The organism is Citrobacter sp. RHBSTW-00524, assembly GCF_013747755.1.
In the GTDB taxonomy this organism is placed as follows: domain Bacteria; phylum Pseudomonadota; class Gammaproteobacteria; order Enterobacterales; family Enterobacteriaceae; genus Citrobacter; species Citrobacter braakii.
Window position 1 is genome coordinate 1350120 of the sequence record NZ_CP056421.1, and the last position, 24338, is coordinate 1374457.

Sequence of the window (24338 nt, forward strand, 5' to 3'; positions counted from 1 at the left end):
GAGGATGGATTGCCATGGCCGAATTACTGTTAGGCGTCAACATTGACCACATTGCCACTTTACGTAATGCACGCGGCACCGCATACCCTGACCCGGTTCAGGCGGCGTTTATCGTTGAGCAGGCGGGCGCAGACGGCATTACCGTGCACCTGCGTGAAGACCGTCGCCATATTACCGATCGCGACGTGCGCATTTTGCGCCAGACGCTGGATACGCGTATGAATCTGGAAATGGCGGTAACCGAAGAGATGCTGGCGATTGCCGTTGAGACTAAGCCGCATTTTTGCTGCCTGGTGCCGGAAAAACGTCAGGAAGTGACGACTGAAGGTGGCCTGGACGTCGCGGGTCAGCGTGACAAGATGCGCGATGCCTGCAAACGCCTGGCGGACGCAGGCATTCTGGTTTCGCTGTTTATCGATGCTGATGACGAACAGATTAAGGCCGCTGCTGAAGTCGGCGCGCCGTACATCGAAATTCACACCGGCTGTTACGCCGATGCGAAAACCGACGCTGAACAGGCCAGCGAACTGGCGCGTATCGCCAAAGCGGCGACCTTTGCCGCCAGCCTTGGTCTGAAGGTGAATGCGGGGCACGGCCTGACGTACCACAACGTTAAAGCCATCGCGCGGATCCCGGAAATGCACGAGTTGAACATTGGCCATGCCATTATCGGCCGCGCGGTGATGAGCGGTCTGAAAGATGCAGTAGTCGAAATGAAGCGCCTGATGCTGGAAGCGCGTGGCTAATGGCGATTCTGGGATTAGGTACGGATATCGTGGAGATTGCCCGCATCGAAGCGGTGATCTCCCGTTCCGGCGACCGTCTGGCAAGACGCGTGCTCAGCGACAACGAATGGGCAATCTGGGAGACGCATCAGCAACCGGTGCGCTTTCTGGCGAAACGTTTTGCGGTCAAAGAGGCGGCAGCAAAAGCCTTTGGTACCGGTATTCGCAACGGTCTGGCGTTTAATCAGTTTGAGGTCTTTAACGATGAACTCGGTAAGCCGCGTCTGCGGTTATGGGGGGAGGCGTTAAAACTGGCGGAAAAACTCGGCGTCGCACATATGCATGTGACGCTGGCCGATGAGCGTCACTACGCCTGCGCCACGGTGATTATCGAGAGCTAACGTTTCGTCGACCTGATAAGCATAGCGTCATCAGGCAACGTTACAGCTTATCGGCGTGGTGCATCAGTACAAACTTATCCCACAGCTGCTCTTCCGTTTCGACATGTGCCGGATCTTTCAAAATAGTATTAGGGATCGGGCACACCTTCTGGCAGGTTGGCGTGTCGTAATGGCCTACGCATTCCGTACACTTGTCGCTGTTAATCTCGTAAATGCTGTCACCCATCGAAATCGCCTCATTCGGGCATTCGGGCTCGCACATATCGCAATTGATACACTTTTTAGTGATTAACAGGGCCATCAGGAAACTCTCAAAACATCACAAATCGGGCGGGCATTATACGCGCATTCTTTGCTCAGACCAGTTTTTTTACCAGTGCTTCGCTGTGGCGAATGCGTTCCGGGGCATGCTCCAGATCTTGCTGCACCAGCGCCATAAACAGTAAATCAGTGAGCATCATTTGCGCATGGGTAGAGGAAATCGCTGCGCTGCGCGTGGCCTGTTCTTCAGCAATCGTGTACAGACAATGAGTTGCGCGCTGTTGCAGGGCGTTAGGTGTAAATCCGGTGATGGCGAGAATTTTGGCTCCGGCGCGCAACGTTTCATCCGCAGCCAGGTTGAGTTCGCGGCGTTCTCCGGTATACGAAATGGCCAGCAGCAGATCGTTGGGTGAAAGCGCCTGCACCGCCGCCAGCAGGGCGTGCATATCGCGTTCAACCACCGCGTTAAACCCAATCTTTAGCAGTTTCCAGGCAAAATTCTGCGCTACCAGACCCGATGCGCCAATCCCGGTCAGGATAATGCGCCGGGCTGAGCGCAGCATCGTGACGCTCTCTATCAGTTTCTCTTCGCTGTTGACATCCAGCGTCGCATGCATCGCCGCCACGTTCTCTTTAATCAGCTTTTCGCCCACCATACGCATGGGGTCGTCACCGCGAATCTGATTATGCACCGGAATGGAATGAGGGTTGGGATTGCTGGCCAACGCTTCGCTAATCGCCAGTTTCAGTGCCGGAAACCCTTTAAAGCCCATCTTTTGCGCGAACTTCACCACGCTGGACTGGCTGACACCTGCTTCAAAGGCCAGCTGCTGTGAGCTGAGATGACGCGCGGTATCCGGCTGAGCAAGAAGATAATCCGCAAGTTTTTTATCGCTTTGCGCGAGGTCCGGGTAACGCTGACGAATGCGAATTAAACAGTTCATGCTGTCTCCTGGCGAAAACGTGATGGCGATTGCAAAACAAAATTTCACTCGCCTGGATGAATATAATATTCCATTATGACAGATTATTATGAATTAAAAATTCCTAAGGAACAAAAAATGAATCTCGGTGCATTAGTTTCAGAAACCCGCAATCCACAGACCATGGATCTGGATGCGCTCTCAACGTTGGAGTTGGTTCATCGATTTAATCAACAGGATACGCTGGTAGCGGAAGCAGTAAAAGCAACTCTGCCTCAAGTTGCGTGTGCGGTCGATGCGGCAGCTAACGCGCTAAAAGCCGGTGGACGCATTATTTACATGGGCGCAGGTACCAGCGGGCGTCTTGGGGTGCTGGATGCGTCTGAGTGCCCACCGACCTTCGGTGTACCGCATGGTCTGGTGGTTGGGCTGATTGCCGGGGGGCCGGGCGCGCTGCTCAAGGCGGTAGAAGGCGCGGAAGATAACCCGCAGTTAGGCGAGGACGATCTGCGCGCACTCAACCTTACCGCACAGGATCTGGTGGTTGGTCTGGCGGCTTCAGGTCGCACGCCGTATGTGATTGGCGGGCTGAAATATGCGCGTTCGGTGGGTTGTACGACGGCGGCTATTTCCTGCAATCCGGATTCTCCTGTCGCGCATGAAGCGGATATTGCGATCTCCCCGGTGGTGGGGCCGGAGGCGTTGACCGGGTCAACACGGCTGAAATCCGGCACCGCGCAAAAATTGGTGCTCAATATGATCTCCACCGGTGCGATGGTGAAATTTGGCAAGGTGTACCAGAACCTGATGGTGGATATGCAGGCAACCAACGTCAAACTGGTCGATCGAGCGTGCCGTATGGTGGTTGAAGCCACCGGCATTGCGCGTGAACAGGCGCAAGCGCTGCTAAAGCAGACTGATTTTGATGTTAAGCCAGCGATTTTAATGGCGCTCACCGGCCTGGATGCCGCTGCCGCCCGTGAAAAGCTTGCCGCTCACCAGGGTTTTTTACGCGCGGCGTTAGAACACTAAGAGGTGTATATGGATAAGACGGCGGTGCTGGCCAGCGACATTCTGCTGGGCGTAGGCGGAGAGCAAAATATTCTGCGCCTGGAAAACTGTATGACCCGCGTCAGAGTGGAAGTTCAGGATGACGATCAGATTGATATTCCCCGTCTCAGGCAACTGCCCGGTGTTAGCGGTTACGTGAAGCAGGGCGCGCAGCATCAGATAATCGTCGGCCCCGGTAAAGCTGCCAAGGTGGTGGATGCCATGCGCTCCCTGATTGCCGGTGACGGCGAGCGTGCAGATGTGAATAATATCGAGCGCACCAAATCAGAGGCCAAAGCGAAGTACAAAGCGCCAATGAGCGATGCGCTGCGCAAGCTGGCGAACGTCTTTATCCCTCTTATTCCGGCGTTTATCGCCTCCGGTTTGATTACCGGCATTATTAACATCCTTAAGCGACCGGATATCGTGGGGGATTTTGCGACCCATTATCCGAATATGCTGGGGCTGATGGGCATATTTGGCAGCGCCGTGTTTGCCATCATGAATATTCTGGTTGGGGTGAATACCGCCAAAGTCTTCGGCGGCTCTATGGCGATGGGCGGGGTGATGGCGGGGATCCTCTCCAGTCCGCAGCTGGCGCAGATTACCCTGTTTGGCGAAGCGTTGCAGCCGGGGCGCGGCGGGGTGATCGCAGTGCTGCTGGTGGTTGCGCTGATGTGTTGGATCGAGCGCAAATTCCGCGAGCTGTTGCCGGAATCGCTGGAGCTTATCCTTAACCCGCTGCTGACCACCATCATTACCGGGGCCATCGCGATTGTGGTGCTGCAACCACTTGGAGGCTGGATTTCTGAATCTATCGCTCACGGCGCATCCTGGGCTATCGACCGCGGCGGGTTCCTGGTTGGTGCCATACTGGCGGGAACTTTCCTGCCATTGGTGCTCACCGGACTTCATCAAGGGTTGGTGCCCATCCACGTTGAGCTGGTACAGGCGCACGGTTATAACGCGCTCTTTCCTATCCTGGCGATGGCAGGCGTTGGACAAGTAGGGGCTGCGATAGCGGTGTTGATGAAAACCCGCAATGCGCGGCTAAAGAAAGTGATCAAAGGAGCGCTGCCGGTCGGGCTGCTGGGCATCGGCGAGCCGCTTATTTTTGGCGTCACGCTGCCGTTGGGTAAACCGTTTATCGGTGCCTGCCTTGGCGGAGCGGTAGGCGGGGCGCTGATTAGCTACTGGAAGGTGGCGACGGTTATCACCTTTGGCATCTCCGGTTTGCCGCTGGCACTGACGATTGTTGCCGGAAAAGTGATGTTCTATCTGTTAGGCTATCTGGTAGCAGTTATCGCCGGGTTCCTGTTTACCTGGCTATTGGGGTTCAACGATCCAGAGGAATAAGGTTTGACCAATCACCAGCGCCGCGTTGTTTTTTTTGATTTGGATGGCACGTTACACCAGCAAGATATGTTCGGTAGCTTTATACGTTATCTGCTGCGTCGCCAGCCGCTGAACGCGTTGCTTGTGCTGCCTCTGCTACCGGTGATTGCGCTGGCGCTGCTGATACAAGGGCGCGCCGCCCGCTGGCCAATGAGCCTGCTGTTATGGGGATGTACTTTTGGTCGTAGCGAGGCGCGCCTGAAAGGGCATCAGGCTGACTTTGTGCGCTGGTTTCGCAGTAACGTGACGGCCTTTCCGCTCGTGCAGCAGCGGCTGACAACCTACCTGTTAAGCTCTGACGCCGAAATCTGGCTTATTACTGGCTCCCCGCAGTCGCTGGTCGAGCAGGTGTACTTCGACACGCCGTGGCTACCGCGAGTCAATCTGATCGCCAGTAAAATGGCGCGGGGATTCGGCGGGTGGGTGCTGCCTCTGCGCTGTCTGGGCCATGAGAAAGTGACGCAACTGGAACGCCACATTGGTGCGCCGCTTCAGCTTTACAGTGGCTACAGCGACAGTAATCAGGACAATCCTCTGCTCTCTTTTTGCCAGCATCGCTGGCGCGTCACGCCGCGCGGAGAGCTGCAACAACTCGAATAGAGTAAACGATAGCGTCTGTGTATAATGCGCCCGCTTTGATTACTGGAGTTACCCCTTTGTCTGAAGTTGAATTTAGCCACGAATACTGGATGCGTCATGCTTTAACGCTGGCTAAGCGCGCCTGGGATGAGCGTGAAGTCCCGGTGGGCGCGGTATTGGTACATAACAACCGCGTGATTGGCGAAGGCTGGAACCGTCCGATTGGTCACCATGATCCGACTGCCCACGCTGAAATTATGGCGCTGCGTCAGGGCGGCCTGGTGCTGCAAAACTACCGTCTGTTGGATACCACGCTGTATGTCACTCTGGAGCCGTGTGTGATGTGCGCAGGCGCGATGGTGCACAGCCGTATCGGCCAGGTCGTTTTTGGCGCGCGCGATGCGAAAACGGGGGCAGCCGGGTCATTAATGGATGTACTGCATCACCCTGGAATGAATCATCGGGTGGAGGTGACCGAAGGGGTGCTACGGGATGAATGCGCCACGTTGCTCAGTGATTTCTTCCGCATGCGTCGTCAGGAAATCAAAGCGCTGAAAAAAAACGCCAATTTGTAAATGCCGGTCTGATTGCCTGATGACGCTGCGCTTATCAGGCCTACGAGGCTACTTGCCCTCTTTTTTCTGCGGTGAAAACAGCAGGGAAGGGGAGTGCGACAGGTAATTTGACGACGTCTGAGACAAAAACGCCGAAAGCGGCAATTCATCTTTACCTATTAGCTCTGCCGGCGTCACCGCCGGGTAATCCTGCGCCAGTTGCTGCGTTTCAAGCGCCCGTTTTTCTTTCTCCTGCAGATACCCCACCAGACTAATCTGGTACTTACGGATATTTTCTACATAAGCGTAGGCTTCGTGGCCTCGCGCATAACCATAGGTCAGCTTGTTGTAATACGGCTTTTGGCTGAGCAGTGGCAGACGCTGTTTTACGTCGGACCAGCTGTTCGGATTGCCTTTGGTTTTCACGGTCAGCGCCCGTGCATCCAGCATGTGCGCATAACCCATGTTGTAGGCTGCGAGCGCAAACCAGATGCGTTCCCCTTCGGGGACGGTATCGGGCACTTTACTCATCATATCCTGCAAATACCGCGCGCCGCCGCTGATGCTTTGTTCGGCATCGGTACGGTCGGTAAGTCCGAGACTTTGAGCGGTATTTTTGGTCAGCATCATCAACCCGCGTACGCCGGTCGGGGAAGTGGCCTGCGCGTCCCAGTGTGACTCCTGATAAGAGATTGCGGCGAGCAGTCGCCAGTCTATCTCCTGAGCATATTTCTCAAACAGCGGCTTAAGGTCCGGCAATACGCTGTCTACGGCGCGTAAAAAGGTGCGGGTATCAACATAGTCAAAATCATCGCCATGTCCGAGATACTTTTCTTCTAGTCGCGCCAGAGAGCCGTCTTCATTCATGGTGTTAAAAAAATCCAACAGGGCGGCAGACAGCGTGTTGTCATCGTCCAGGCGACTAAACCAGGTCACCGGCTGTTCGTCAGATACGTCCAGCGCTACGGCCAGCTCAGGATGTACGCGTTGGTATAAGCTGATGGCGACGGAATCGGCAATGGTGTAATCCAGCTTCCCGGCGATAACATCATCAAGCAGTTCAGTGGTGCCTTTTTTGTCATCCACCTTCCAGCTCAGATCGGGAAATTTATTCTCTTTAAGCAACTGGAGATCGTTAACCACCACGTGCCCCGGGGCGATGGTCAGTTGATTTTCGTTCACGGTGGCAAGAGTGCGCGGGCGGTATTGCCCAACCCGATACACCAACTGTTGTGAAACCGAATAGTAGGTTGGGCCGGGCTGGTAATTTTTCACCCGCTCGCTGTTATATACCAGGCCTGCGGCTAACAGATCGGCATGGCCGTTATCCAGGTCGTCAAAAAGCTGGCTGATGTTCTGGCGCACGGTGACTTTTAACTTCACGCCCAGGTAGTTGGCGAACGCCTGAGTCAGTTCATAATCCAGGCCGAATTTCTTACCGTTGAGGGTCGCGTAAGTTAACGGCGAGTCGAGGGTACTGACGCGCAGTTCTCCCCGCGACTGAATGGCGGCGATACGATTTTCGGCTTTACCGAACCAGGGAATAGATGGCCAGAGGGCCGCTGCCAACAACAGCGTTAATATGCCGATGAACAGATAATTAATCTTTAATTTTTTCAATTAGTTAATTCTCTGAACCGTACGTTGTCTCTGCCTGCTGTGGTGATGATTAAGAAGTGAAGTCGTCATTAATGAGCGGCATTTTGCTTAAACTTGCGTCAGTTGGCAACTTATTCAGAAACCAGACCGCATTTGATGATAAGAGAAGGTCGTGATTTTATTTCGACGCAAACGGTTTCGTCGGCGCGGTAGATTCTTTATAATGACGCCCGTTTCCCCCACTTGGGCACACCGAAAGCTTAGAAGACGAGAGACTTATGATGGAAATTCTGCGTGGTTCACCTGCACTGTCTGCATTCCGTATTAACAAACTGCTGGCACGTTTTCAGGCTGCCAACCTCCAGGTCCACAATATTTACGCCGAGTACGTCCATTTTGCCGATCTGAATGCACCGTTGAATGAGGATGAGCACGCCCAGCTTGTACGCCTGCTGAAATATGGCCCTGCTCTTCACAGCCATGCCCCTGAAGGCAAACTGCTGCTGGTTACGCCTCGCCCTGGCACCATCTCCCCGTGGTCTTCTAAAGCGACTGATATTGCCCACAACTGCGGCCTGCAACAGATTAGCCGTCTGGAACGTGGCATTGCCTGGTATGTAGAAGCCTCTACGCTGACCGCTGAGCAGTGGCAGATGGTTGCCGACGAACTGCACGACCGCATGATGGAAACGGTTTTCTCTGCGCTGAACGATGCCGAAAAACTGTTTGTCCATCACCAGCCTGCGCCGGTCTCCAGTGTTGATCTGCTGGGTGAGGGACACCAGGCGCTGATCGACGCTAACCTGCGTCTGGGTCTGGCGCTGGCGGAAGACGAAATCGACTATCTGCAGGATGCGTTTACTAAACTGGGACGCAACCCGAACGATATTGAACTGTACATGTTTGCGCAGGCTAACTCCGAGCACTGCCGCCACAAAATTTTTAACGCCGACTGGGTTATCGACGGTAAACAGCAGCCCAAGTCGCTGTTCAAGATGATCAAAAACACTTTCGAAACCACGCCGGACCACGTGCTGTCTGCTTATAAAGACAACGCCGCGGTAATGGAAGGTTCTGAAGTGGGGCGCTACTTTGCCGACCACAAAACCGGCCGCTACGATTTCCATCAGGAGCCAGCCCACATCCTGATGAAGGTTGAAACCCACAACCACCCGACGGCTATCTCTCCGTGGCCGGGCGCGGCTACCGGCTCCGGCGGCGAAATCCGCGACGAGGGTGCAACCGGTCGCGGTGCAAAACCGAAAGCCGGGCTGGTGGGCTTCTCCGTTTCCAACCTGCGTATTCCTGGCTTTGAACAGCCGTGGGAAGAAGACTTTGGTAAGCCGGACCGTATTGTTACCGCGCTCGATATCATGACCGAAGGTCCGTTGGGCGGCGCGGCGTTTAACAACGAATTCGGTCGCCCGGCGCTGACCGGCTACTTCCGCACCTACGAAGAAAAGGTCAACAGCCACAACGGCGAAGAGCTACGCGGTTACCATAAACCGATCATGCTGGCGGGCGGGATCGGTAACATCCGTGCCGATCACGTGCAAAAAGGTGAGATCGTCGTTGGCGCCAAGCTGATCGTCCTCGGCGGTCCTGCGATGAACATCGGGCTTGGCGGCGGGGCGGCCTCCTCTATGGCTTCCGGCCAGTCTGATGCCGATCTTGATTTCGCTTCGGTACAGCGCGACAACCCGGAAATGGAACGTCGTTGCCAGGAAGTTATCGACCGCTGCTGGCAGATGGGCGATGCGAACCCGATCCTGTTTATCCATGACGTTGGCGCAGGCGGTCTGTCTAACGCCATGCCGGAGTTGGTAAGCGATGGCGGTCGCGGCGGTAAGTTCCAGCTGCGCGATATCCTTAGCGACGAGCCGGGTATGAGCCCGCTGGAAATCTGGTGTAACGAATCCCAGGAGCGCTATGTGCTGGCGGTTGCCGCTGACCAGCTACCGCTGTTTGACGAACTGTGTAAGCGCGAGCGCGCGCCGTATGCGGTGATCGGTGAGGCCACCGAAGAACAGCATCTCACACTGAGCGACAGCCACTTCGATAACCAGCCGATCGACATGCCGCTGGATGTGCTGCTGGGTAAAACCCCGAAAATGACCCGCGATGTGCAGACGCTGAAAGCCAAAGGCGACGCCCTGAATCGTGGCGAAATCTCGATTGCAGATGCGGTTAACCGCGTGCTGCATCTGCCGACTGTCGCTGAGAAAACGTTCCTCGTGACGATCGGCGACCGTACCGTTACCGGCATGGTGGCGCGTGACCAGATGGTTGGTCCGTGGCAGATCCCGGTAGCCAACTGCGCGGTCACCACCGCAAGCCTGGATAGCTACTACGGTGAAGCGATGTCTATCGGTGAGCGTGCGCCAGTTGCGCTACTGGATTTCTCGGCCTCTGCGCGTCTGGCGGTAGGTGAAGCGCTGACTAACATTGCGGCAACGCAGATTGGCGATATCAAACGCATTAAACTGTCGGCTAACTGGATGGCGGCTGCGGGTCACCCCGGTGAAGATGCCGGGCTGTACGAAGCGGTAAAAGCCGTTGGGGAAGAATTATGTCCGGCGCTTGGCCTGACTATTCCGGTGGGCAAAGACTCTATGTCGATGAAAACCCGCTGGCAGGAAGGTAATGAGCAGCGTGAAATGACTTCGCCGCTGTCGCTGGTGATCACCGCCTTTGCCCGCGTGGAAGACGTGCGCCACACGATAACCCCACAGCTCTCTACTGAAGACAACGCCCTGCTGCTGATTGATCTCGGTCTTGGTCACAACGCGCTGGGCGCGACGGCGCTGACACAGGTTTATCGTCAACTGGGCGACAAGCCTGCCGACGTGCGTAACGTTGAGCAACTGAAAGGCTTCTACGACGCCATTCAGGCGCTGGTCGCGCAGCGTAAGCTGCTGGCCTACCATGACCGTTCCGACGGCGGACTGCTGGTTACGCTGGCGGAAATGGCCTTCACCGGTCACTGCGGTATTGACGCTGATATCCACTCTCTGGGTGACGATCGTCTGGCGGCGCTGTTTAATGAAGAGCTGGGCGCAGTGATCCAGGTTCGCGCTGCTGACCGTGAAGCGGTTGAGGTGTTGCTGGCACAACATGGCCTGGCAGATTGCGTGCACTATCTCGGCCAGGCGGTAACGGGTGACCGTTTCACCCTGAGCGCCAACGGTCAGCCGGTGTTCAGCGAAAGCCGCACCACGCTGCGCATGTGGTGGGCGGAAACCACCTGGCAGATGCAGCGTCTGCGCGACAACCCGGAGTGTGCCGATCAGGAACACGACGCGAAAACCAACGATGCCGATCCTGGTCTCAACGTTAAACTGTCGTTTGATATCAACGAAGATGTTGCCGCCCCGTACATCGCTACCGGCGCGCGTCCAAAAGTGGCCGTGCTGCGCGAGCAGGGCGTGAACTCCCACGTCGAAATGGCGGCTGCCTTCCACCGTGCGGGCTTTGACGCCATCGATGTGCATATGAGCGACCTGCTGGGCGGACGCATCGGTCTGGGTAACTTCCAGGCGCTGGTAGCCTGTGGCGGTTTCTCTTACGGCGATGTGCTCGGTGCAGGGGAAGGCTGGGCGAAGTCGATTCTGTTCAACAACCGCGTCCGTGATGAGTTCGAAACCTTCTTCCATCGCCCGCAAACGCTGGCGCTCGGGGTGTGTAACGGTTGCCAGATGATGTCTAACCTGCGTGAACTGATCCCGGGAAGCGAGCTGTGGCCGCGCTTTGTGCGTAACCACTCCGATCGTTTTGAAGCCCGCTTCAGCCTGGTCGAAGTGACGCAAAGCCCGTCTTTACTGCTTGCCGATATGGTTGGTTCGATGATGCCGATTGCCGTTTCTCACGGTGAAGGCCGTGTGGAAGTGCGTGACGGCGCGCATCTGGCCGCGCTGGAGAGTAAGGGGCTGGTGGCGCTGCGCTACGTTGATAACTTCGGTAAGGTGACCGAGACCTACCCGGCTAACCCGAACGGTTCGCCGAACGGAATTACTGCCGTTACTACTGAAAATGGTCGCGTCACCATTATGATGCCGCACCCGGAACGCGTATTCCGTACCGTGAGCAACTCCTGGCACCCGGAAAACTGGGGCGAGGACAGCCCGTGGATGCGTATCTTCCGCAACGCGCGTAAACAACTCGGGTAATCAGCTCGATAACCTTTAAGCCCCTCTGCGTGAGGGGCTTTTTTTTTGTCAGTCATTTTGTATGCCGCTATCCGACAATGCGTTTAAGTGTCGGGAAATCCCGACATAGGTGGGGTTACGTTGTCGCTAAAAAGAGACATTTAATTATATGATTTACAATGAATTTGTTTTTAAGTGCTGTGGGTGTTGCTGATTGGCGACAGTAAGGGTGAAAAATAGCCAAAATCATTTTTCATATGAATAAGAACATTTTCTATATTTATCATTGTGTTAATAAAGTGTTTTGAATATTGGCACAGATGCTGCATAATATAGCCCAGTGGCTCATTCACCTTCTTATGTCAGCCCCTTCGGGACGTGCTACATAAACTTCGAATGACGCACAACAAGGTGCCTGCCGTCCAACATCTGATATTAGCATCGCTCATATCAACCTTCGGGCGAAACGTCGAGTTAGGCACCGCCTTATTCCACAACAAAGCCGGGTTAATCCCGGCTTTGTTGTATCTGACGTTCCCCTCAGTTAGCATCAACCTATTCCTGTCCATTGAGAGTAACGCCTTGAAGCGCTGGTCTGTTTTCCCCCGATCTTTACGTCAATTGGTTACGTTGGCATTTTTGCTTATCCTGCTGCCGTTGTTAGTTTTGGCCTGGCAGGCGTGGCAAAGTCTGAATGCCCTGAGCGCACAGGCGGCGCTGACGAACCAAACCACGCTGATTGACGCCAGACGCAGTGAAGCGATGACCAATGCCGCGCTGGAGATGGAGCGTAGCTACCGGCAATACTGTGTGCTTGATGACCCAACGCTGGCTAAGGTTTACCAGAGCCAACGTAAACGCTACAGCGACATGCTGGATGCGCATGCGGGTGTGTTGCCGGATACCAAGCTTTATCAGGCACTGCGTCAGGACCTCAACGATCTCGCGCAGTTGCAGTGCACCAACAGCGGTCCTGATAGCGTGGCGGCGGCGCGGCTGGACGCTTTCGCCAGTGCCAATACTGAAATGGTACAAGCGACGCGCACGGTCGTCTTTTCTCGTGGGCAGCAGCTACAGCAGGAAATAGCCGAACGTGGGCAGTTCTTTGGCTGGCAGGCGCTGGTGCTGTTTCTTGTCAGCCTGGCGATGGTGTTGCTGTTTACCCGCATGATAATCGGTCCGGTGAAGGGCATAGAAAAAATGATCAATCGTCTGGGGGAAGGGCGCTCGCTGGGCGATAGCGTATTATTTACGGGACCCCGGGAGCTGCGGTCCGTGGGCCAGCGCATTATCTGGCTGAGCGAACGTCTCTCCTGGCTGGAGTCACAACGACATCAGTTTTTACGCCATCTGTCTCATGAGCTGAAAACGCCTCTGGCGAGTATGCGCGAAGGTACCGAGCTGTTAGCCGATCAGGTCGTTGGGCCGTTAACGCCAGAGCAAAAAGAGGTGGTCGGTATTCTCGATGACAGTAGCCGCAACCTGCAAAAACTGATTGAGCAACTGCTCGATTACAACCGCAAGCTGGCGGATGACGAGGTTGAGCTTGAACGTGTGGAAATCGCGCCGTTGGTGGAAAGCGTTGTTTCTGCACATAGCCTGCCGGCTCGCGCCAAAATGATACATACTGATGTTGCGCTTGCGGTGAACGCCTGCCTGGCAGAACCGATGCTATTGATGAGCGTGCTGGACAATCTTTATTCCAATGCGGTGCACTATGGCGCTGAATCCGGTAACATTTGGATCCGCAGCAGTTTGCATGGCTCAATGGTATACATTGATGTAATGAATACCGGCACACCGATTCCAGAAGCAGAACAGACCATGATCTTCGAGCCTTTTTTCCAGGGTAGCCATCAGCGAAAAGGGGCGGTAAAAGGAAGCGGGTTGGGGCTGAGCATTGCCAGAGATTGCATCCGCCGTATGCGGGGCAAACTGTATCTGGTTGATGAGCATGCGCAAAACGTTTGTTTTCGCATAGAACTGCCGCTATCTGCAGCGAAAAATCACTAAAATAAACCTAAGTCTGGTGAGTATGCCATACGTTGTTGTCCGAATGCTTAAACGACATTTTTTCCGTCGCGTCATCCTCGCAAGCCTGCCGTGTCTGGCGCTGGTTGGCTGCGTCCCGAACGCGGTGAATCATATTATCGGCGACCCCTCGCAGGAGAAAATTCCGCCTCATCAACTGGCGGACTACCTTGCAACAGACTGTAGCGATATCTGGTCGCTGTCTGGTCAGCCCACAGAGACCAATCCGCTGTACTGGCTGCGGGCGATGGATTGCGCCAATCGCCTGATGCCGGTACAGGCGCGTAGTGAAGCCAGCACGATGATGCCTGATACCTGGCAGGGGGCTTTCAGGCGCGGGATCCTGCTTGATAACGCCAACATTACGCCGCCTGAAAGGCGGGAGACGGTTACGCGCCTCGACGCATTAAGCCCGCAAATTCCGCCACAGGTACGCCCGCTGTATCAGGTCTGGCGCAGCAGTCAGACGTTGCAGCTGCAGCTGGCCGAAGAGCGTATGCGCTACAGCAAGCTTCAGCAGGCGTCAGACAGCGATCTTGATACGTTACGTCAGCAGCAACAACACTTGCAGTCTCAGCTCGATCTCACGACCCGCAAGCTGGAGAATCTAACCGATATTGAACGCCAGCTTTCCACGCGCAAACCTGCCGGTAGTTACAACCCTGATGCGCCGCACGGGAACGATAAACTCACCCCACCTGATAACGAGGAAGGCGCAGCGCCGTCTGCCGATGAGGTCACGCCATGATAAGCCGTAAGCCCGCGCATCTGCTGCTGGTGGATGACGATCCCGGCCTGTTGAAATTACTTGGAATGCGCCTGACCAGCGAAGGCTACAGCGTCGTAACCGCAGAAAGCGGGCAGGAAGGGTTACGGGTACTGAACCGTGAAAAAGTGGATCTGGTTATTAGCGATCTGCGCATGGATGAAATGGACGGCATGCAGCTGTTTACTGAAATCCAGAAAGTGCAGCCGGGAATGCCGGTTATTATCCTTACCGCTCACGGTTCCATCCCCGACGCCGTTGCGGCGACTCAGCAAGGGGTGTTCAGCTTTCTCACTAAGCCGGTGGATAAAGACGCGTTATACCATGCGATCGACGGGGCGTTGGAACAGTCTGCGCCTGCCGCTGATGACAGCTGGCGTGAGTCCATCGTCACCCGCAGCCCACTGATGCTGCGTCTGCTGGAACAGGCGCGCATGGTGGCACAATCGGACGTAAGCGTATTGATCAACGGCCAAAGCGGAACCGGGAAAGAAGTTTTTGCCCAGGCCATTCATAACGCCAGCCCGCGCAGCCACAAGCCTTTTATTGCCATTAACTGTGGCGCATTGCCGGAACAACTGCTGGAGTCTGAGCTGTTTGGTCATGCGCGCGGCGCCTTTACCGGCGCGGTGAGCAATCGTGAAGGGCTATTTCAGGCCGCGGAAGGCGGGACCCTGTTTCTCGATGAGATTGGCGATATGCCCGCGCCGTTGCAGGTTAAATTGCTACGTGTATTGCAGGAGCGAAAAGTCAGGCCGCTGGGCAGTAACCGCGATATCGATATTGATGTGCGGATCGTTTCCGCGACCCACCGCGATTTACCCAAAGCGATGGCTCGGGGGGAATTTCGCGAAGATTTGTACTATCGCCTCAACGTGGTGAGCCTGAAGATCCCAGCGCTGGCCGAGCGTACGGAAGATATTCCGCTGCTGGCAAACCATCTGCTGCGCCAGTCTGCTGAACGACACAAACCGTTCGTGCGCGCCTTTTCGACCGATGCCATGAAACGGTTAATGACCGCCAGTTGGCCTGGTAACGTGCGTCAGTTGGTTAACGTGATTGAGCAGTGCGTGGCGTTGACCTCTTCGCCGGTGATCAGCGACGCGCTGGTGGAGCAGGCGCTGGAAGGGGAGAACACCGCGCTGCCGACCTTTGTTGAAGCGCGTAACCAGTTTGAACTCAACTACCTGCGTAAGCTGTTGCAAATCACCAAGGGCAATGTGACCCATGCGGCGCGAATGGCGGGGCGCAACCGCACCGAATTCTACAAGTTGCTCTCTCGCCATGAGCTGGATGCAAACGATTTCAAAGAATAAATCTGCGGATTATGTTAGTTTTATTCGATCAAAAGACAGGCGACCTTTTCAAGGAATAGCATGAAAAAGATTGATGCGATTATTAAACCCTTCAAGCTGGACGACGTCCGCGAAGCGCTGGCTGAAGTCGGCATTACCGGTATGACTGTAACAGAAGTGAAAGGGTTTGGCCGTCAGAAAGGCCATACTGAGCTGTACCGTGGTGCGGAATATATGGTGGATTTTCTGCCGAAGGTAAAAATTGAAATTGTGGTCACCGACGACATCGTCGATACCTGCGTCGACACCATTATTCGTACTGCCCAGACCGGTAAAATCGGTGACGGTAAGATTTTTGTCTTCGACGTGGCACGCGTGATTCGTATTCGCACCGGTGAAGAAGACGACGCGGCAATCTAAGCCGCGCCGTGCTTGCCGGATGGCGGTGTAAACACCTTATCAGGCCTACAATATCCCGTAGACCTGATAAGCGCAGCGCCATCCGGCATGAGTAATTACAAGACTTTATGCGGGCCGAAGCATTCGTAATGAATGTTCTCGTTTTTCACGCCCAGGCCGACCAGCTGCTTCGCGGCAAACTGCATAAAGCCAACCGGACCGCACAGATAAAACTGCATCGCCGGATCGCTGATTGCGCCTTCCAGTTTGTTCAAATCCATCAGACCAACGCTATCAAACGCACCTTTCGCGCGATCGGCTTCGGTTGGCTCACGATACCAGGTGTGTGCGCTAAAGCGTGGCAGCGTTTTGCCCAGTTCATTCACTTCATCGGCAAAGGCATGTACATCGCCATTTTCTGCCGCGTGGAACCAGTTAACCTGCGCCGTATGATTCGCTTTTGCCAGCGTATCCAGCATCGCCAGCATCGGGGTTTGACCCACGCCTGCTGAAATCAGAGACACTGGGGTATCGGTCGCAACGTCCATAAAGAAATCGCCCGCAGGTGCAGCTAAGTGAACGACATCGCCCACATTCGCATGGTTGTGCAGCCAGGTGGAAACCTGACCACCGTCTTCACGCTTCACGGCAATACGGTAGCCTTTGCCATCGGGTTTACGGGTCAGTGAGTACTGACGAATTTCCTGATGCGGGAAACCTTCCGGCTTCAGCCAGACGCCCAGGTATTGCCCCGGATGATATTCAGCCACTGCGCCACCGTCGACAGGTTCAAATTCAAAGCTGGTGATAAGCGCACTGCGTGGGGTTTTTGCCACGATGCGGAAAGGACGGGTACCTTCCCAGCCGCCATTTTTATTGGCATTTTCGCTGTAGATCTGCGCTTCACGGTTGATGAAAACGTTCGCCAGCACGCCGTATGCTTTGCCCCATGCATCCAGAACTTCCTGGCCTGGGCTGAACATTTCGTCCAGCGTTGCCAGCAAATGGCCACCTACGATGTTGTACTGCTCCGGCTTAATTTGGAAGCTGGTATGCTTCTGCGCGATTTTCTCAACGGCAGGCAACAGCGCCGCCAGGTTCTCGATATTGCTGGCATACGCGGCAATAGCGTTAAACAGCGCTTCCCGCTGATCGCCATTACGCTGGTTACTCATGTTGAAGATTTCTTTCAGCTCTGGGTTATGCGTAAACATGCGATCGTAGAAATGGGCGGTCAGCTTCGGGCCTGTTTCAACCAGCAGGGGAATGGTGGCTTTCACTGTAGCGATGGTTTGTGCGTCAAGCATACGGTCTTCCTTTATCTGAAATTTTAATGATGTATGTCAAATACATCTTATAAAAAATACCCCTGCATTGTAAATGGTTCTTTGTAACTTTGCGTTGTAAAGGTTACATCGTGAAAAATCTGCATCACAAACCTGAAAAGAAATCCGTTGAAATTCAGCAGACCTTTGTTCTCCAAAGCCTTGCGTGCCGTGAAGGTAATCGTTTGCGTAAAATCCTTTGTCAAGACCTGTTATCGAAGAATGATTCGGTTATACTGTTCGCCGTCGTCCAACGGGACTGCCTTTTTAGGCCGAAATTCTATTGTTAGCTGAGTCAGGAGATGCGGATGTTAAAGCGTGAAATGAACATTGCCGATTATGATGCCGAACTGTGGCAGGCTATGGAGCAGGAAAAAGTACGTCAGGAAGAGCACATCGAACTGATCGCCTCCGAAAACTACACCAGCCCGCGTGTTATGCAGGCGCAGGGTTCTCAGCTGACCAACAAATACGCTGAAGGTTATCCGGGCAAGCGCTACTACGGCGGTTGCGAGTACGTTGATATCGTTGAGCAATTGGCTATCGATCGTGCAAAAGAGCTGTTTGGCGCTGACTACGCTAACGTACAGCCGCACTCCGGCTCCCAGGCTAACTTCGCTGTTTACACCGCTCTGCTGCAACCGGGTGATACCGTTCTGGGTATGAACCTGGCGCAAGGCGGCCACCTGACTCACGGTTCCCCGGTTAACTTCTCTGGCAAGCTGTACAACATCATTCCTTACGGTATTGATGAGTCCGGTAAAATTGACTACGAAGATATGGCTAAGCAGGCCAAAGAGCACAAGCCGAAGATGATCATCGGCGGCTTCTCTGCTTACTCCGGCGTTGTTGACTGGGCAAAAATGCGTGAAATCGCCGACAGCATTGGCGCATACCTGTTCGTTGACATGGCGCACGTTGCGGGCCTGATCGCCGCAGGCGTTTACCCGAACCCGGTTCCACACGCACACGTAGTGACCACCACCACCCACAAAACCCTGGCAGGTCCGCGCGGCGGCCTGATCCTGGCGAAAGGCGGTGACGAAGAGCTGTACAAAAAGCTGAACTCCGCGGTGTTCCCAAGCGCACAGGGCGGCCCGCTGATGCACGTGATCGCGGCGAAAGCCGTGGCGCTGAAAGAAGCGATGGAGCCTGAGTTTAAGGTTTACCAGCAGCAGGTTGCCAAAAACGCCAAAGCGATGGTGGAAGTGTTCCTGAACCGTGGCTACAAAGTGGTTTCTGGCGGTACTGAAAACCACCTGTTCCTGCTGGATCTGGTTGATAAAAACCTGACCGGTAAAGAAGCTGACGCCGCACTGGGCCGCGCTAACATCACTGTTAACAAAAACAGCGTGCCGAACGATCCGAAGAGCCCGTTTGTGACTTCCGGTATCCGTATCGGTTCTCCGGCTGTAACTCGCCGTGGCTTTAAAGAAGCGGAAGTGAAAGAGCTGGCTGGCTGGATGTGTGACGTTCTGGACAACATCAATGACGAAGCCGTTATCGAGCGCGTCAAAGGTAAAGTTCTGGATATCTGCGCACGCTTCCCGGTTTACGCGTAATTCTGCTTAACGCAAAACGAAAGGCCGCTGATGCGGCCTTTTTTAATGCCTGATAGCGCTGCGCTTATCAGGCTGCTATCACAACGACTTCAGCGCTACGCCTTCATCGCACAGCGCTTCCTCGCTTACTACTCGTCCTGAATGAATTAACTTACGCAGTGCGCGCACTTCGCGTCCTTTGTTGAGCGCTACTGCGCCAATTAGCTTCCCATCACGCAGGTGGAACCAGATAGCCTTGCCGTCATCCGGATTGCCACGACATAGCCATGTTTGCCCTTGCATATCGCCAACAAATTGCAGATTGTCATTAAATTGGTCGGTCCAGAACCAGCCTGGCGTCTTCTCCGGCAACGGCAGGTTGAGCATTGTGGCAGCGGCAATCTGTGCCTGGTTATTGGCATTTTCCCAGCTTTCTACTCGTTCTAACGAACCGTCGGGCTGGCGCGTTATCGCCACATCACCGGCGGCAAAAATCGCGGGATCGGAGGTGATGCAGGCGGAGTCAACGATAATACCGTTAGCCGTCTCCAGCCCCGCTTCGCGAGCCAGCGCATCATTCGCCACGATACCGATGCCATAAACCAGCGCATCGGCCTGTAGCGTCTCGCCGTTTTGCAGGGTAAGCGAGAGAAACTCTCCCGCTTCAGCGTGCTCAATGGCGCTGTTGAGCAGCACCCGCACCCCTGCCTGTCGGTGGCGGTTTAGCAGATAGTCGCGCACCGGAGCAGGGGCGTTGCGACCCATTACCGTTGAGGCCAGCTCCACTAACGTCACCCTACAGCCGCGTTGGATCGCGCTGGCCGCTAATTCCAGGCCAATGGTGCCCGCACCGACAATCACAATCGACTTGCCCGGCAGCAAGGCACCGCGCAGACGCTCGGCATCTGTGGCGTGACGCAGGGTAAAGCAACGTTCGCCCAGTTTATCCAGTAGCGGCAGCGGTCTGGCGGCGGCCCCGGTCGCCAACAGCAACTGCGACCAGCGGTAGGACTGACCATCGGCGAGCATCAGCGTGCGAGAGGTGCGGTCAATCTGACGCAGCGTGACGCCAAGATGCAGCTGTACGTTGTTCTCCCGCCACCAGTCAGCGTTCAGGATCGGCTGTCGCTGTGGATTTTCGTCCAGCAGCATCGCTTTGGAGAGCGGAGGGCGTTCATAGGGCAGATACGGCTCATCGGAAAACAGATGCAATTCGCCGTTAAATCCTTGCTGACGCAGTGCGACGGCGGCCATTGCCGCAGCCTGACCACCGCCGACGATAGCGATAATTTTATGGCTCATAACGCCTCCTCAGAGATCCAGTCCGGCGGCAACGTGACGAATACCGCGAATGCCCAAACCGGCATCGGCATTGATCATCACGCCACTCAATGTGCGATTGTTGCGCTTTGACGCCAGCATCACATACGGGCCGGTAAAATCCGCTGGCTCAGGAAAAAACTGCAACGGCAAAATGGCGGCGATTTTTTCCGGCGTCAGCGACTGCATAATCGACGTATCGCCCTGGCCCAGCGCCTGTGGGCCGCGCAGATCGGTTGCCATGCCGCACGGACCGACGCCGTTGACGCGCACCTTTGGCGCCAGCTCGTAGGCTAACTGGCGAATCAACCCGGTGGCGGCATGTTTAGAGGCGGTATACAACGGACCGCCGCCGCCGGGATACCACGCCGCGTTGGAAAGGGTAAAGATGATGTTGCCTTCGCTGGCGATAAGCGCAGGGGCGCAGGCTTTTGCGCCCAGCAGATAGCCCAACACGTTGACGTTAAACAGCTCATGAAAGCCGCTCTCCAGCGCGTCCGCTGGCGTATTGACCAGCGAGGCGTTGTGATCCCATATCCCGGCGTTGCCGATCAAACAGTCCAGGGTGCCGTAGCGCGCCAGAATTTGATCCACCGCGCGCTGATAGTCGGCGTAGCAGGTGACGTTGCCTTCTACTGCCAGCACATGTTCGCCAAAACGTTGGCGCAGGCTGGCGATTTTGGCTGGCGAAAGTTCCAGCGTGGCGACCCGCGCACCTTCCTCAATGAAACGCTCGACCAGCGCCAGGCCAAGACCGGAGCCGCCGCCGGTGATAAAGACCACGTTATCGCGTAAATCGCTCATCTCGCGTCCTCTGGAATATCAACGAACACATCGCTACCTTCCACGTACACCGCGTAGGTGGTCAGCGGATCGGTGGCAGGTAAACACAACGCCTTACCGGTTTTCAGGCAGAAACTGGCGGCATGCAGCGGGCATTCCACCGTCGCGTCGTCTTCCAGATAACCTTCCGACATCGAGGCATTACCGTGGCTACAGCGATCGTTAATGGCATAAAACTCGCCGCCAACGTTGAACAGCGCGATGACGGGCGAGGTGTCGAGCCGGAGCGCTTCACCCTCCGGCAAATCCCCTACGGGGCAGGCATAAATACGACTCATCAGAACAATACACTCAGGTTATGGGAGGTGATCACCGCTTGATCCAGCACGATCTCACGCTCCAGTAAGCGCCACTCATCGCCCGGTAAACGGCGCACTTTGTCCATGCGCATGCCGACGTAAAAGGTTTCATCGCGCTCTTTTTGCGCGCGATACAGCAGATAGTTAAGGCGCACGGCGAACACATCCGGCACTTCGGTTTCACTGACCTGGCAGTTGCTGATCAGGTGTCGGGTACGCGACGGCGGCTCCTCTGCCCAGGCCATTCCGGTTTCCAGTCGCGCAATACGACGTTCAAGCTGATCTTTGTTGTCGTTAAAAATCCAGGTGGTTGGCGGCTGCACGCCTTTGCGACGGTCGCGCGTCTGGGCATTGACCGTTGTGCGCATGGTATAGCGAATGTCGTCATCCAGCTGTGCCAGCCAGTCGCGAAACTGCCAGTCATCCAGCAGGCTGGCTTCATGGTAGAGAAACTGCGTAATGCGGTGATGCAGTTCCAGGGAAACTAAAGCACTCATTTCATCACCTCCTGCTGGTAAGCGGCGGTTTTTTCCTGCACTTCCTGCCAGCTTTCGCTGCTGAGTAAATCAGCCCAGCGCTGATACATGCCGCGGGCGGCGGTTTCTGAGAAGATGTAGTTGGTGATCCCCGGAATGCCGTCTTCACGACGTTTCTCCTGACCTAACCCCATTTCCAGGCACAGTTTGCTATTACGCGCCCGATGGCCCTTCAGCAGTTTTTGAATTTCACACCAGTTTTCCGAGTCGTCCTGCTCAAGGAATCCGGCGGGGCCAAAAGCGCGCGTAGCGCTGTTTTCAAATGCGGCTTTCACTTCATCAGAGGCGGCTTTATCGGTAATACAGAACGCCCACACTTCAACCTGATCAGGACCGCGCGGATGCCAGACGCGCAACGTAGCGGTACCATTGAGCCAGGAAAGCGTTGGAAAAATGTTGTTGTGACCGGCCAGACGCAGGGCACGAACCTTACCCAGACGCTGTTCAGCTTCCGCGTAGGTGTCGCGGTAGTAGCTGGAGACTTCGCCGTCGACCCACACGTTGGCATCCGGCTTTTCGGTAAAGAAGAAGCCGCTGCCGTGCCCGTCCTGGCCGAACTGTAGTGCATCTTTGGCGGTTTCCCACACCGGGCGAGCGGTTTGTCCGTCACCGAGGCGTTTATCGCTACCGTCGTCTTTTGCCCCCAACACCTGCACAGCGGAGGCATGACTGAACAATGCGTGATACTGATCGCTGGCAAACTGTTCGGCGGGGAATTTCCAGTTACAGTCGATGGTCCACTTCTGTACGCCGCCGACGATTTCTGTGCCGCCTTCGCGGCGGTCAAGCACGCCGTCGAGATACCACGCAATGTCGCCGAGATAATCGCGTAGCGTGGGCGCGGTGGTGTCCCAGTTGCCGAAAATCAGCCCTTTATAGCTCTCTACGCCAGGAACTTCGTTCAGTCCCCAGTGCGATTTGCATAGCCCTTGCGGGTAAGCGCGAGGCTCCAGCGGAACGTCGATCAGCTCGCCATTGATACCGTACGACCAGCCGTGATACGGGCAGGTAAAGGCGCGAGTGTTCCCGCAGTCGGCGTAGCTGACGCGCATCGCCCGGTGGCGGCACTGGTTGAGAAACGCTTTGATGCTGCCGTCTTTCTGGCGAACCACCACGACCGCATCCTCGCCCATGTAGGTGTTAAAAAAATCACCGGCTTTGGGGATTTGGCTTTCGTGGGCGAGAAATAGCCAGCAGCGCCCGAAGATGCGCTCCAGCTCCAGTTGGTAAATTTCTGGGTCAGTATAAATCCGTGGGGTTACACGACCGTTTTGCGTGTCGATCAGTTGGTAGATGTCTAAATTTGAGGGTGTGGTCATATTTTTTAATCCTGAAAGATAAGATGTATTGACCTTCTATTTTTGTGCCATAAGGATGTTGCTGGTTAGTTATCAATCTGTGAAATAGTAAATTTCTACCAGTTGAGACATTTTTTCGATAACAAGGAGAAGGGCATGGAACTGAGGCACTTACGCTATTTTGTGGCGGTGGCGCAGGCGCTGAATTTCACCCGGGCGGCAGAAAAGCTGCATACCTCTCAGCCGTCGTTAAGCAGCCAGATCCGCGATCTGGAAACCTGCGTGGGCGTTCCGTTACTGGTGCGGGACAAGCGAAAAGTTGCGCTGACGGCGGCCGGGGAGTGCTTTTTACAGGATGCGCTGGCGATCCTTGAGCAGGCGGAAAATGCCAAAGTTCGCGCCCGTAAAACGGGGCAGGAAGATAATCATTTCGCTATTGGTTTTGTCCCTTCCGCTGAGGTGAATTTGCTCCCGAAAGTGCTGCCCTTATTTCGTTTAAAACAACCGGATACACACATTGAGCTGGTAAGCCTGATAACCACCGAACAGGAAGAAAGGATCCTCAACGGAGAACTGGACGTGGGCTTAATGCGTCACCCGGTGTACAGCCCGGAGCTGGATTATCTGGAGCTGATTCATGAGCCGCTGGTCGTGGTGTTACCGGTGAATCATCCGTTAGCCAATGAGCAAGCGATCTCCGCAGAACAGTTACACGGCGTAAATTTTGTCAGTACCGATCCCGCTTATTCCGGGGCGCTAGCGATGATTGTCAAAAACTGGTTTCAGCAGCAGGAAAGCCAGCCCAATATTGTGCAGGTAGCGACCAATATTCTGGTGACCATGAATCTGGTCGGCATGGGGCTGGGGGTGACTTTGATACCCGGTTATATGAATAATTTTAATACCGGGCAGGTGGTTTTTCGGCCTATTGTTGGCGATGTTCCGACCATTGCCCTGCTGATGGCGTGGAAAAAAGGGCCAATCAAACCGGCATTGACCGATTTTATCGCCACTGTGCATGAACGTTTAGCCGTGAGCCTGGCGGAGTAATGA

The 24338-nt window shown here is 55.1% G+C and carries 22 protein-coding genes; 13 read left to right on the forward strand and 9 right to left on the reverse strand.

What is annotated here, in order from left to right; genetic code table 11:
• Positions 1 to 14: 14 nt before the first annotated feature.
• Entirely contained in the window at positions 15 to 746 is a 732-nt protein-coding gene (gene pdxJ / locus HV229_RS06465) for a pyridoxine 5'-phosphate synthase (RefSeq protein WP_016157172.1), read from the forward strand.
• Entirely contained in the window at positions 746 to 1126 is a 381-nt protein-coding gene (acpS, locus tag HV229_RS06470; protein WP_003037588.1) for a holo-ACP synthase, read from the forward strand. Before pdxJ ends, acpS begins: the two co-directional genes overlap by 1 nt.
• Before the next feature lie 40 nt (positions 1127 to 1166).
• Here the strand turns inward: acpS and HV229_RS06475 are convergent, their stop codons facing one another.
• Both HV229_RS06475 and HV229_RS06480 read right to left on the reverse strand, forming a co-directional pair.
• Positions 1167 to 1427, reverse strand: coding sequence for a YfhL family 4Fe-4S dicluster ferredoxin (locus tag HV229_RS06475; protein WP_003037590.1), 261 nt, complete (start codon positions 1425 to 1427; stop codon positions 1167 to 1169).
• Positions 1428 to 1482: 55 nt separating this feature from the next.
• The gene (locus HV229_RS06480) at positions 1483 to 2331 is read right to left on the reverse strand and encodes a MurR/RpiR family transcriptional regulator (RefSeq protein WP_016154045.1); all 849 of its coding nucleotides are present in this window, start codon (positions 2329 to 2331) and stop codon (positions 1483 to 1485) included.
• Positions 2332 to 2448: 117 nt separating this feature from the next.
• Between HV229_RS06480 and murQ the strand changes: the two genes are divergently transcribed.
• The 4 genes from murQ to tadA all read left to right on the forward strand — a co-directional run bounded on the left by murQ (position 2449) and on the right by tadA (position 5909).
• On the forward strand, positions 2449 to 3342 hold the full coding sequence (gene murQ / locus HV229_RS06485; protein ID WP_016154044.1) for an N-acetylmuramic acid 6-phosphate etherase: 894 nt from the start codon (positions 2449 to 2451) through the stop codon (positions 3340 to 3342).
• Positions 3343 to 3351: 9 nt separating this feature from the next.
• Positions 3352 to 4716, forward strand: coding sequence for a PTS transporter subunit EIIC (locus tag HV229_RS06490; RefSeq protein WP_181547106.1), 1365 nt, complete (start codon positions 3352 to 3354; stop codon positions 4714 to 4716).
• A 3-nt stretch (positions 4717 to 4719) separates the two neighbouring features.
• On the forward strand, positions 4720 to 5355 hold the full coding sequence (yfhb, locus tag HV229_RS06495) for a phosphatidylglycerophosphatase C (RefSeq protein WP_016157167.1): 636 nt from the start codon (positions 4720 to 4722) through the stop codon (positions 5353 to 5355).
• An 89-nt stretch (positions 5356 to 5444) separates the two neighbouring features.
• Positions 5445 to 5909 carry a tRNA adenosine(34) deaminase TadA gene (tadA, locus tag HV229_RS06500; protein ID WP_231040546.1) on the forward strand — a complete coding sequence of 155 codons (465 nt, stop codon included), beginning with the start codon at positions 5445 to 5447 and terminating at the stop codon, positions 5907 to 5909.
• Positions 5910 to 5957: 48 nt separating this feature from the next.
• On the opposite strand, the gene mltF is transcribed toward tadA, so the two are convergent.
• Positions 5958 to 7508 (reverse strand): membrane-bound lytic murein transglycosylase MltF, encoded by a 1551-nt coding sequence (mltF, locus tag HV229_RS06505; protein WP_016154040.1) that lies wholly within the window; start codon positions 7506 to 7508, stop codon positions 5958 to 5960.
• 257 nt (positions 7509 to 7765) lie between these two features.
• Here mltF and purL point away from each other — a divergent pair, with 257 nt between their 5' ends.
• The 5 genes from purL to glnB all read left to right on the forward strand — a co-directional run bounded on the left by purL (position 7766) and on the right by glnB (position 16144).
• Positions 7766 to 11653 (forward strand): phosphoribosylformylglycinamidine synthase, encoded by a 3888-nt coding sequence (gene purL / locus HV229_RS06510; RefSeq protein ID WP_181547110.1) that lies wholly within the window; start codon positions 7766 to 7768, stop codon positions 11651 to 11653.
• A gap of 561 nt (positions 11654 to 12214) precedes the next feature.
• Positions 12215 to 13645, forward strand: a complete 1431-nt coding sequence (gene qseE / locus HV229_RS06515; protein ID WP_049282310.1) for a two component system sensor histidine kinase QseE/GlrK — start codon at positions 12215 to 12217, stop codon at positions 13643 to 13645.
• A gap of 22 nt (positions 13646 to 13667) precedes the next feature.
• On the forward strand, positions 13668 to 14411 hold the full coding sequence (gene qseG / locus HV229_RS06520) for a two-component system QseEF-associated lipoprotein QseG (protein WP_049041523.1): 744 nt from the start codon (positions 13668 to 13670) through the stop codon (positions 14409 to 14411).
• Positions 14411 to 15745: a two-component system response regulator GlrR gene (gene glrR / locus HV229_RS06525; protein WP_304412487.1), complete on the forward strand. Its 1335-nt coding sequence runs from the start codon at positions 14411 to 14413 to the stop codon at positions 15743 to 15745. Before qseG ends, glrR begins: the two co-directional genes overlap by 1 nt.
• 60 nt (positions 15746 to 15805) lie before the next feature.
• The gene (glnB, locus tag HV229_RS06530) at positions 15806 to 16144 is read left to right on the forward strand and encodes a nitrogen regulatory protein P-II (RefSeq protein ID WP_002914032.1); all 339 of its coding nucleotides are present in this window, start codon (positions 15806 to 15808) and stop codon (positions 16142 to 16144) included.
• A gap of 95 nt (positions 16145 to 16239) precedes the next feature.
• Here glnB and hmpA read toward each other — a convergent pair whose 3' ends face one another.
• Positions 16240 to 17430 (reverse strand): NO-inducible flavohemoprotein, encoded by a 1191-nt coding sequence (gene hmpA / locus HV229_RS06535; RefSeq protein ID WP_115190339.1) that lies wholly within the window; start codon positions 17428 to 17430, stop codon positions 16240 to 16242.
• Between the two features lie 326 nt (positions 17431 to 17756).
• Here hmpA and glyA point away from each other — a divergent pair, with 326 nt between their 5' ends.
• Positions 17757 to 19010: a serine hydroxymethyltransferase gene (glyA, locus tag HV229_RS06540; RefSeq protein WP_003835277.1), complete on the forward strand. Its 1254-nt coding sequence runs from the start codon at positions 17757 to 17759 to the stop codon at positions 19008 to 19010.
• Between the two features lie 78 nt (positions 19011 to 19088).
• Here the strand turns inward: glyA and hcaD are convergent, their stop codons facing one another.
• The 5 genes from hcaD to hcaE are packed head-to-tail and all read right to left on the reverse strand — an operon-like array spanning position 19089 to position 23306.
• On the reverse strand, positions 19089 to 20291 hold the full coding sequence (hcaD, locus tag HV229_RS06545; protein WP_181547112.1) for a phenylpropionate dioxygenase ferredoxin reductase subunit: 1203 nt from the start codon (positions 20289 to 20291) through the stop codon (positions 19089 to 19091).
• A 9-nt stretch (positions 20292 to 20300) separates the two neighbouring features.
• Entirely contained in the window at positions 20301 to 21113 is an 813-nt protein-coding gene (gene hcaB, locus HV229_RS06550; protein WP_016154026.1) for a 3-phenylpropionate-dihydrodiol/cinnamic acid-dihydrodiol dehydrogenase, read from the reverse strand.
• On the reverse strand, positions 21110 to 21430 hold the full coding sequence (gene hcaC / locus HV229_RS06555; RefSeq protein ID WP_016154025.1) for a 3-phenylpropionate/cinnamic acid dioxygenase ferredoxin subunit: 321 nt from the start codon (positions 21428 to 21430) through the stop codon (positions 21110 to 21112). The genes hcaB and hcaC overlap by 4 nt, the downstream gene beginning before the upstream one ends.
• Entirely contained in the window at positions 21430 to 21948 is a 519-nt protein-coding gene (hcaF, locus tag HV229_RS06560; protein ID WP_016154024.1) for a 3-phenylpropionate/cinnamic acid dioxygenase subunit beta, read from the reverse strand. Before hcaF ends, hcaC begins: the two co-directional genes overlap by 1 nt.
• Positions 21945 to 23306: a 3-phenylpropionate/cinnamic acid dioxygenase subunit alpha gene (hcaE, locus tag HV229_RS06565; RefSeq protein WP_047358252.1), complete on the reverse strand. Its 1362-nt coding sequence runs from the start codon at positions 23304 to 23306 to the stop codon at positions 21945 to 21947. The genes hcaF and hcaE overlap by 4 nt, the downstream gene beginning before the upstream one ends.
• Before the next feature lie 135 nt (positions 23307 to 23441).
• Here hcaE and hcaR point away from each other — a divergent pair, with 135 nt between their 5' ends.
• A complete protein-coding gene (gene hcaR / locus HV229_RS06570; protein ID WP_046275228.1) occupies positions 23442 to 24335 on the forward strand; it encodes a DNA-binding transcriptional regulator HcaR in 894 nt (297 codons plus the stop codon).
• Positions 24336 to 24338 lie beyond the last annotated feature (3 nt).

Bases quoted from the DNA above. Each gene is read 5' to 3' on its own strand.
- pdxJ (WP_016157172.1), top strand. From the start codon at position 15: ATGGCCGAATTACTGTTAGGCGTCAACATTGACCACATTGCCACTTTA.
- acpS (WP_003037588.1), top strand. From the start codon at position 746: ATGGCGATTCTGGGATTAGGTACGGATATCGTGGAGATTGCCCGCATC.
- HV229_RS06475 (WP_003037590.1), bottom strand. From the start codon at position 1,427: ATGGCCCTGTTAATCACTAAAAAGTGTATCAATTGCGATATGTGCGAG.
- HV229_RS06480 (WP_016154045.1), bottom strand. From the start codon at position 2,331: ATGAACTGTTTAATTCGCATTCGTCAGCGTTACCCGGACCTCGCGCAA.
- murQ (WP_016154044.1), top strand. From the start codon at position 2,449: ATGAATCTCGGTGCATTAGTTTCAGAAACCCGCAATCCACAGACCATG.
- HV229_RS06490 (WP_181547106.1), top strand. From the start codon at position 3,352: ATGGATAAGACGGCGGTGCTGGCCAGCGACATTCTGCTGGGCGTAGGC.
- tadA (WP_231040546.1), top strand. From the start codon at position 5,445: ATGCGTCATGCTTTAACGCTGGCTAAGCGCGCCTGGGATGAGCGTGAA.
- purL (WP_181547110.1), top strand. From the start codon at position 7,766: ATGATGGAAATTCTGCGTGGTTCACCTGCACTGTCTGCATTCCGTATT.
- qseG (WP_049041523.1), top strand. From the start codon at position 13,668: ATGCCATACGTTGTTGTCCGAATGCTTAAACGACATTTTTTCCGTCGC.
- glnB (WP_002914032.1), top strand. From the start codon at position 15,806: ATGAAAAAGATTGATGCGATTATTAAACCCTTCAAGCTGGACGACGTC.
- hmpA (WP_115190339.1), bottom strand. From the start codon at position 17,430: ATGCTTGACGCACAAACCATCGCTACAGTGAAAGCCACCATTCCCCTG.
- glyA (WP_003835277.1), top strand. From the start codon at position 17,757: ATGTTAAAGCGTGAAATGAACATTGCCGATTATGATGCCGAACTGTGG.
- hcaD (WP_181547112.1), bottom strand. From the start codon at position 20,291: ATGAGCCATAAAATTATCGCTATCGTCGGCGGTGGTCAGGCTGCGGCA.
- hcaB (WP_016154026.1), bottom strand. From the start codon at position 21,113: ATGAGCGATTTACGCGATAACGTGGTCTTTATCACCGGCGGCGGCTCC.
- hcaC (WP_016154025.1), bottom strand. From the start codon at position 21,430: ATGAGTCGTATTTATGCCTGCCCCGTAGGGGATTTGCCGGAGGGTGAA.
- hcaF (WP_016154024.1), bottom strand. From the start codon at position 21,948: ATGAGTGCTTTAGTTTCCCTGGAACTGCATCACCGCATTACGCAGTTT.
- hcaE (WP_047358252.1), bottom strand. From the start codon at position 23,306: ATGACCACACCCTCAAATTTAGACATCTACCAACTGATCGACACGCAA.
- hcaR (WP_046275228.1), top strand. From the start codon at position 23,442: ATGGAACTGAGGCACTTACGCTATTTTGTGGCGGTGGCGCAGGCGCTG.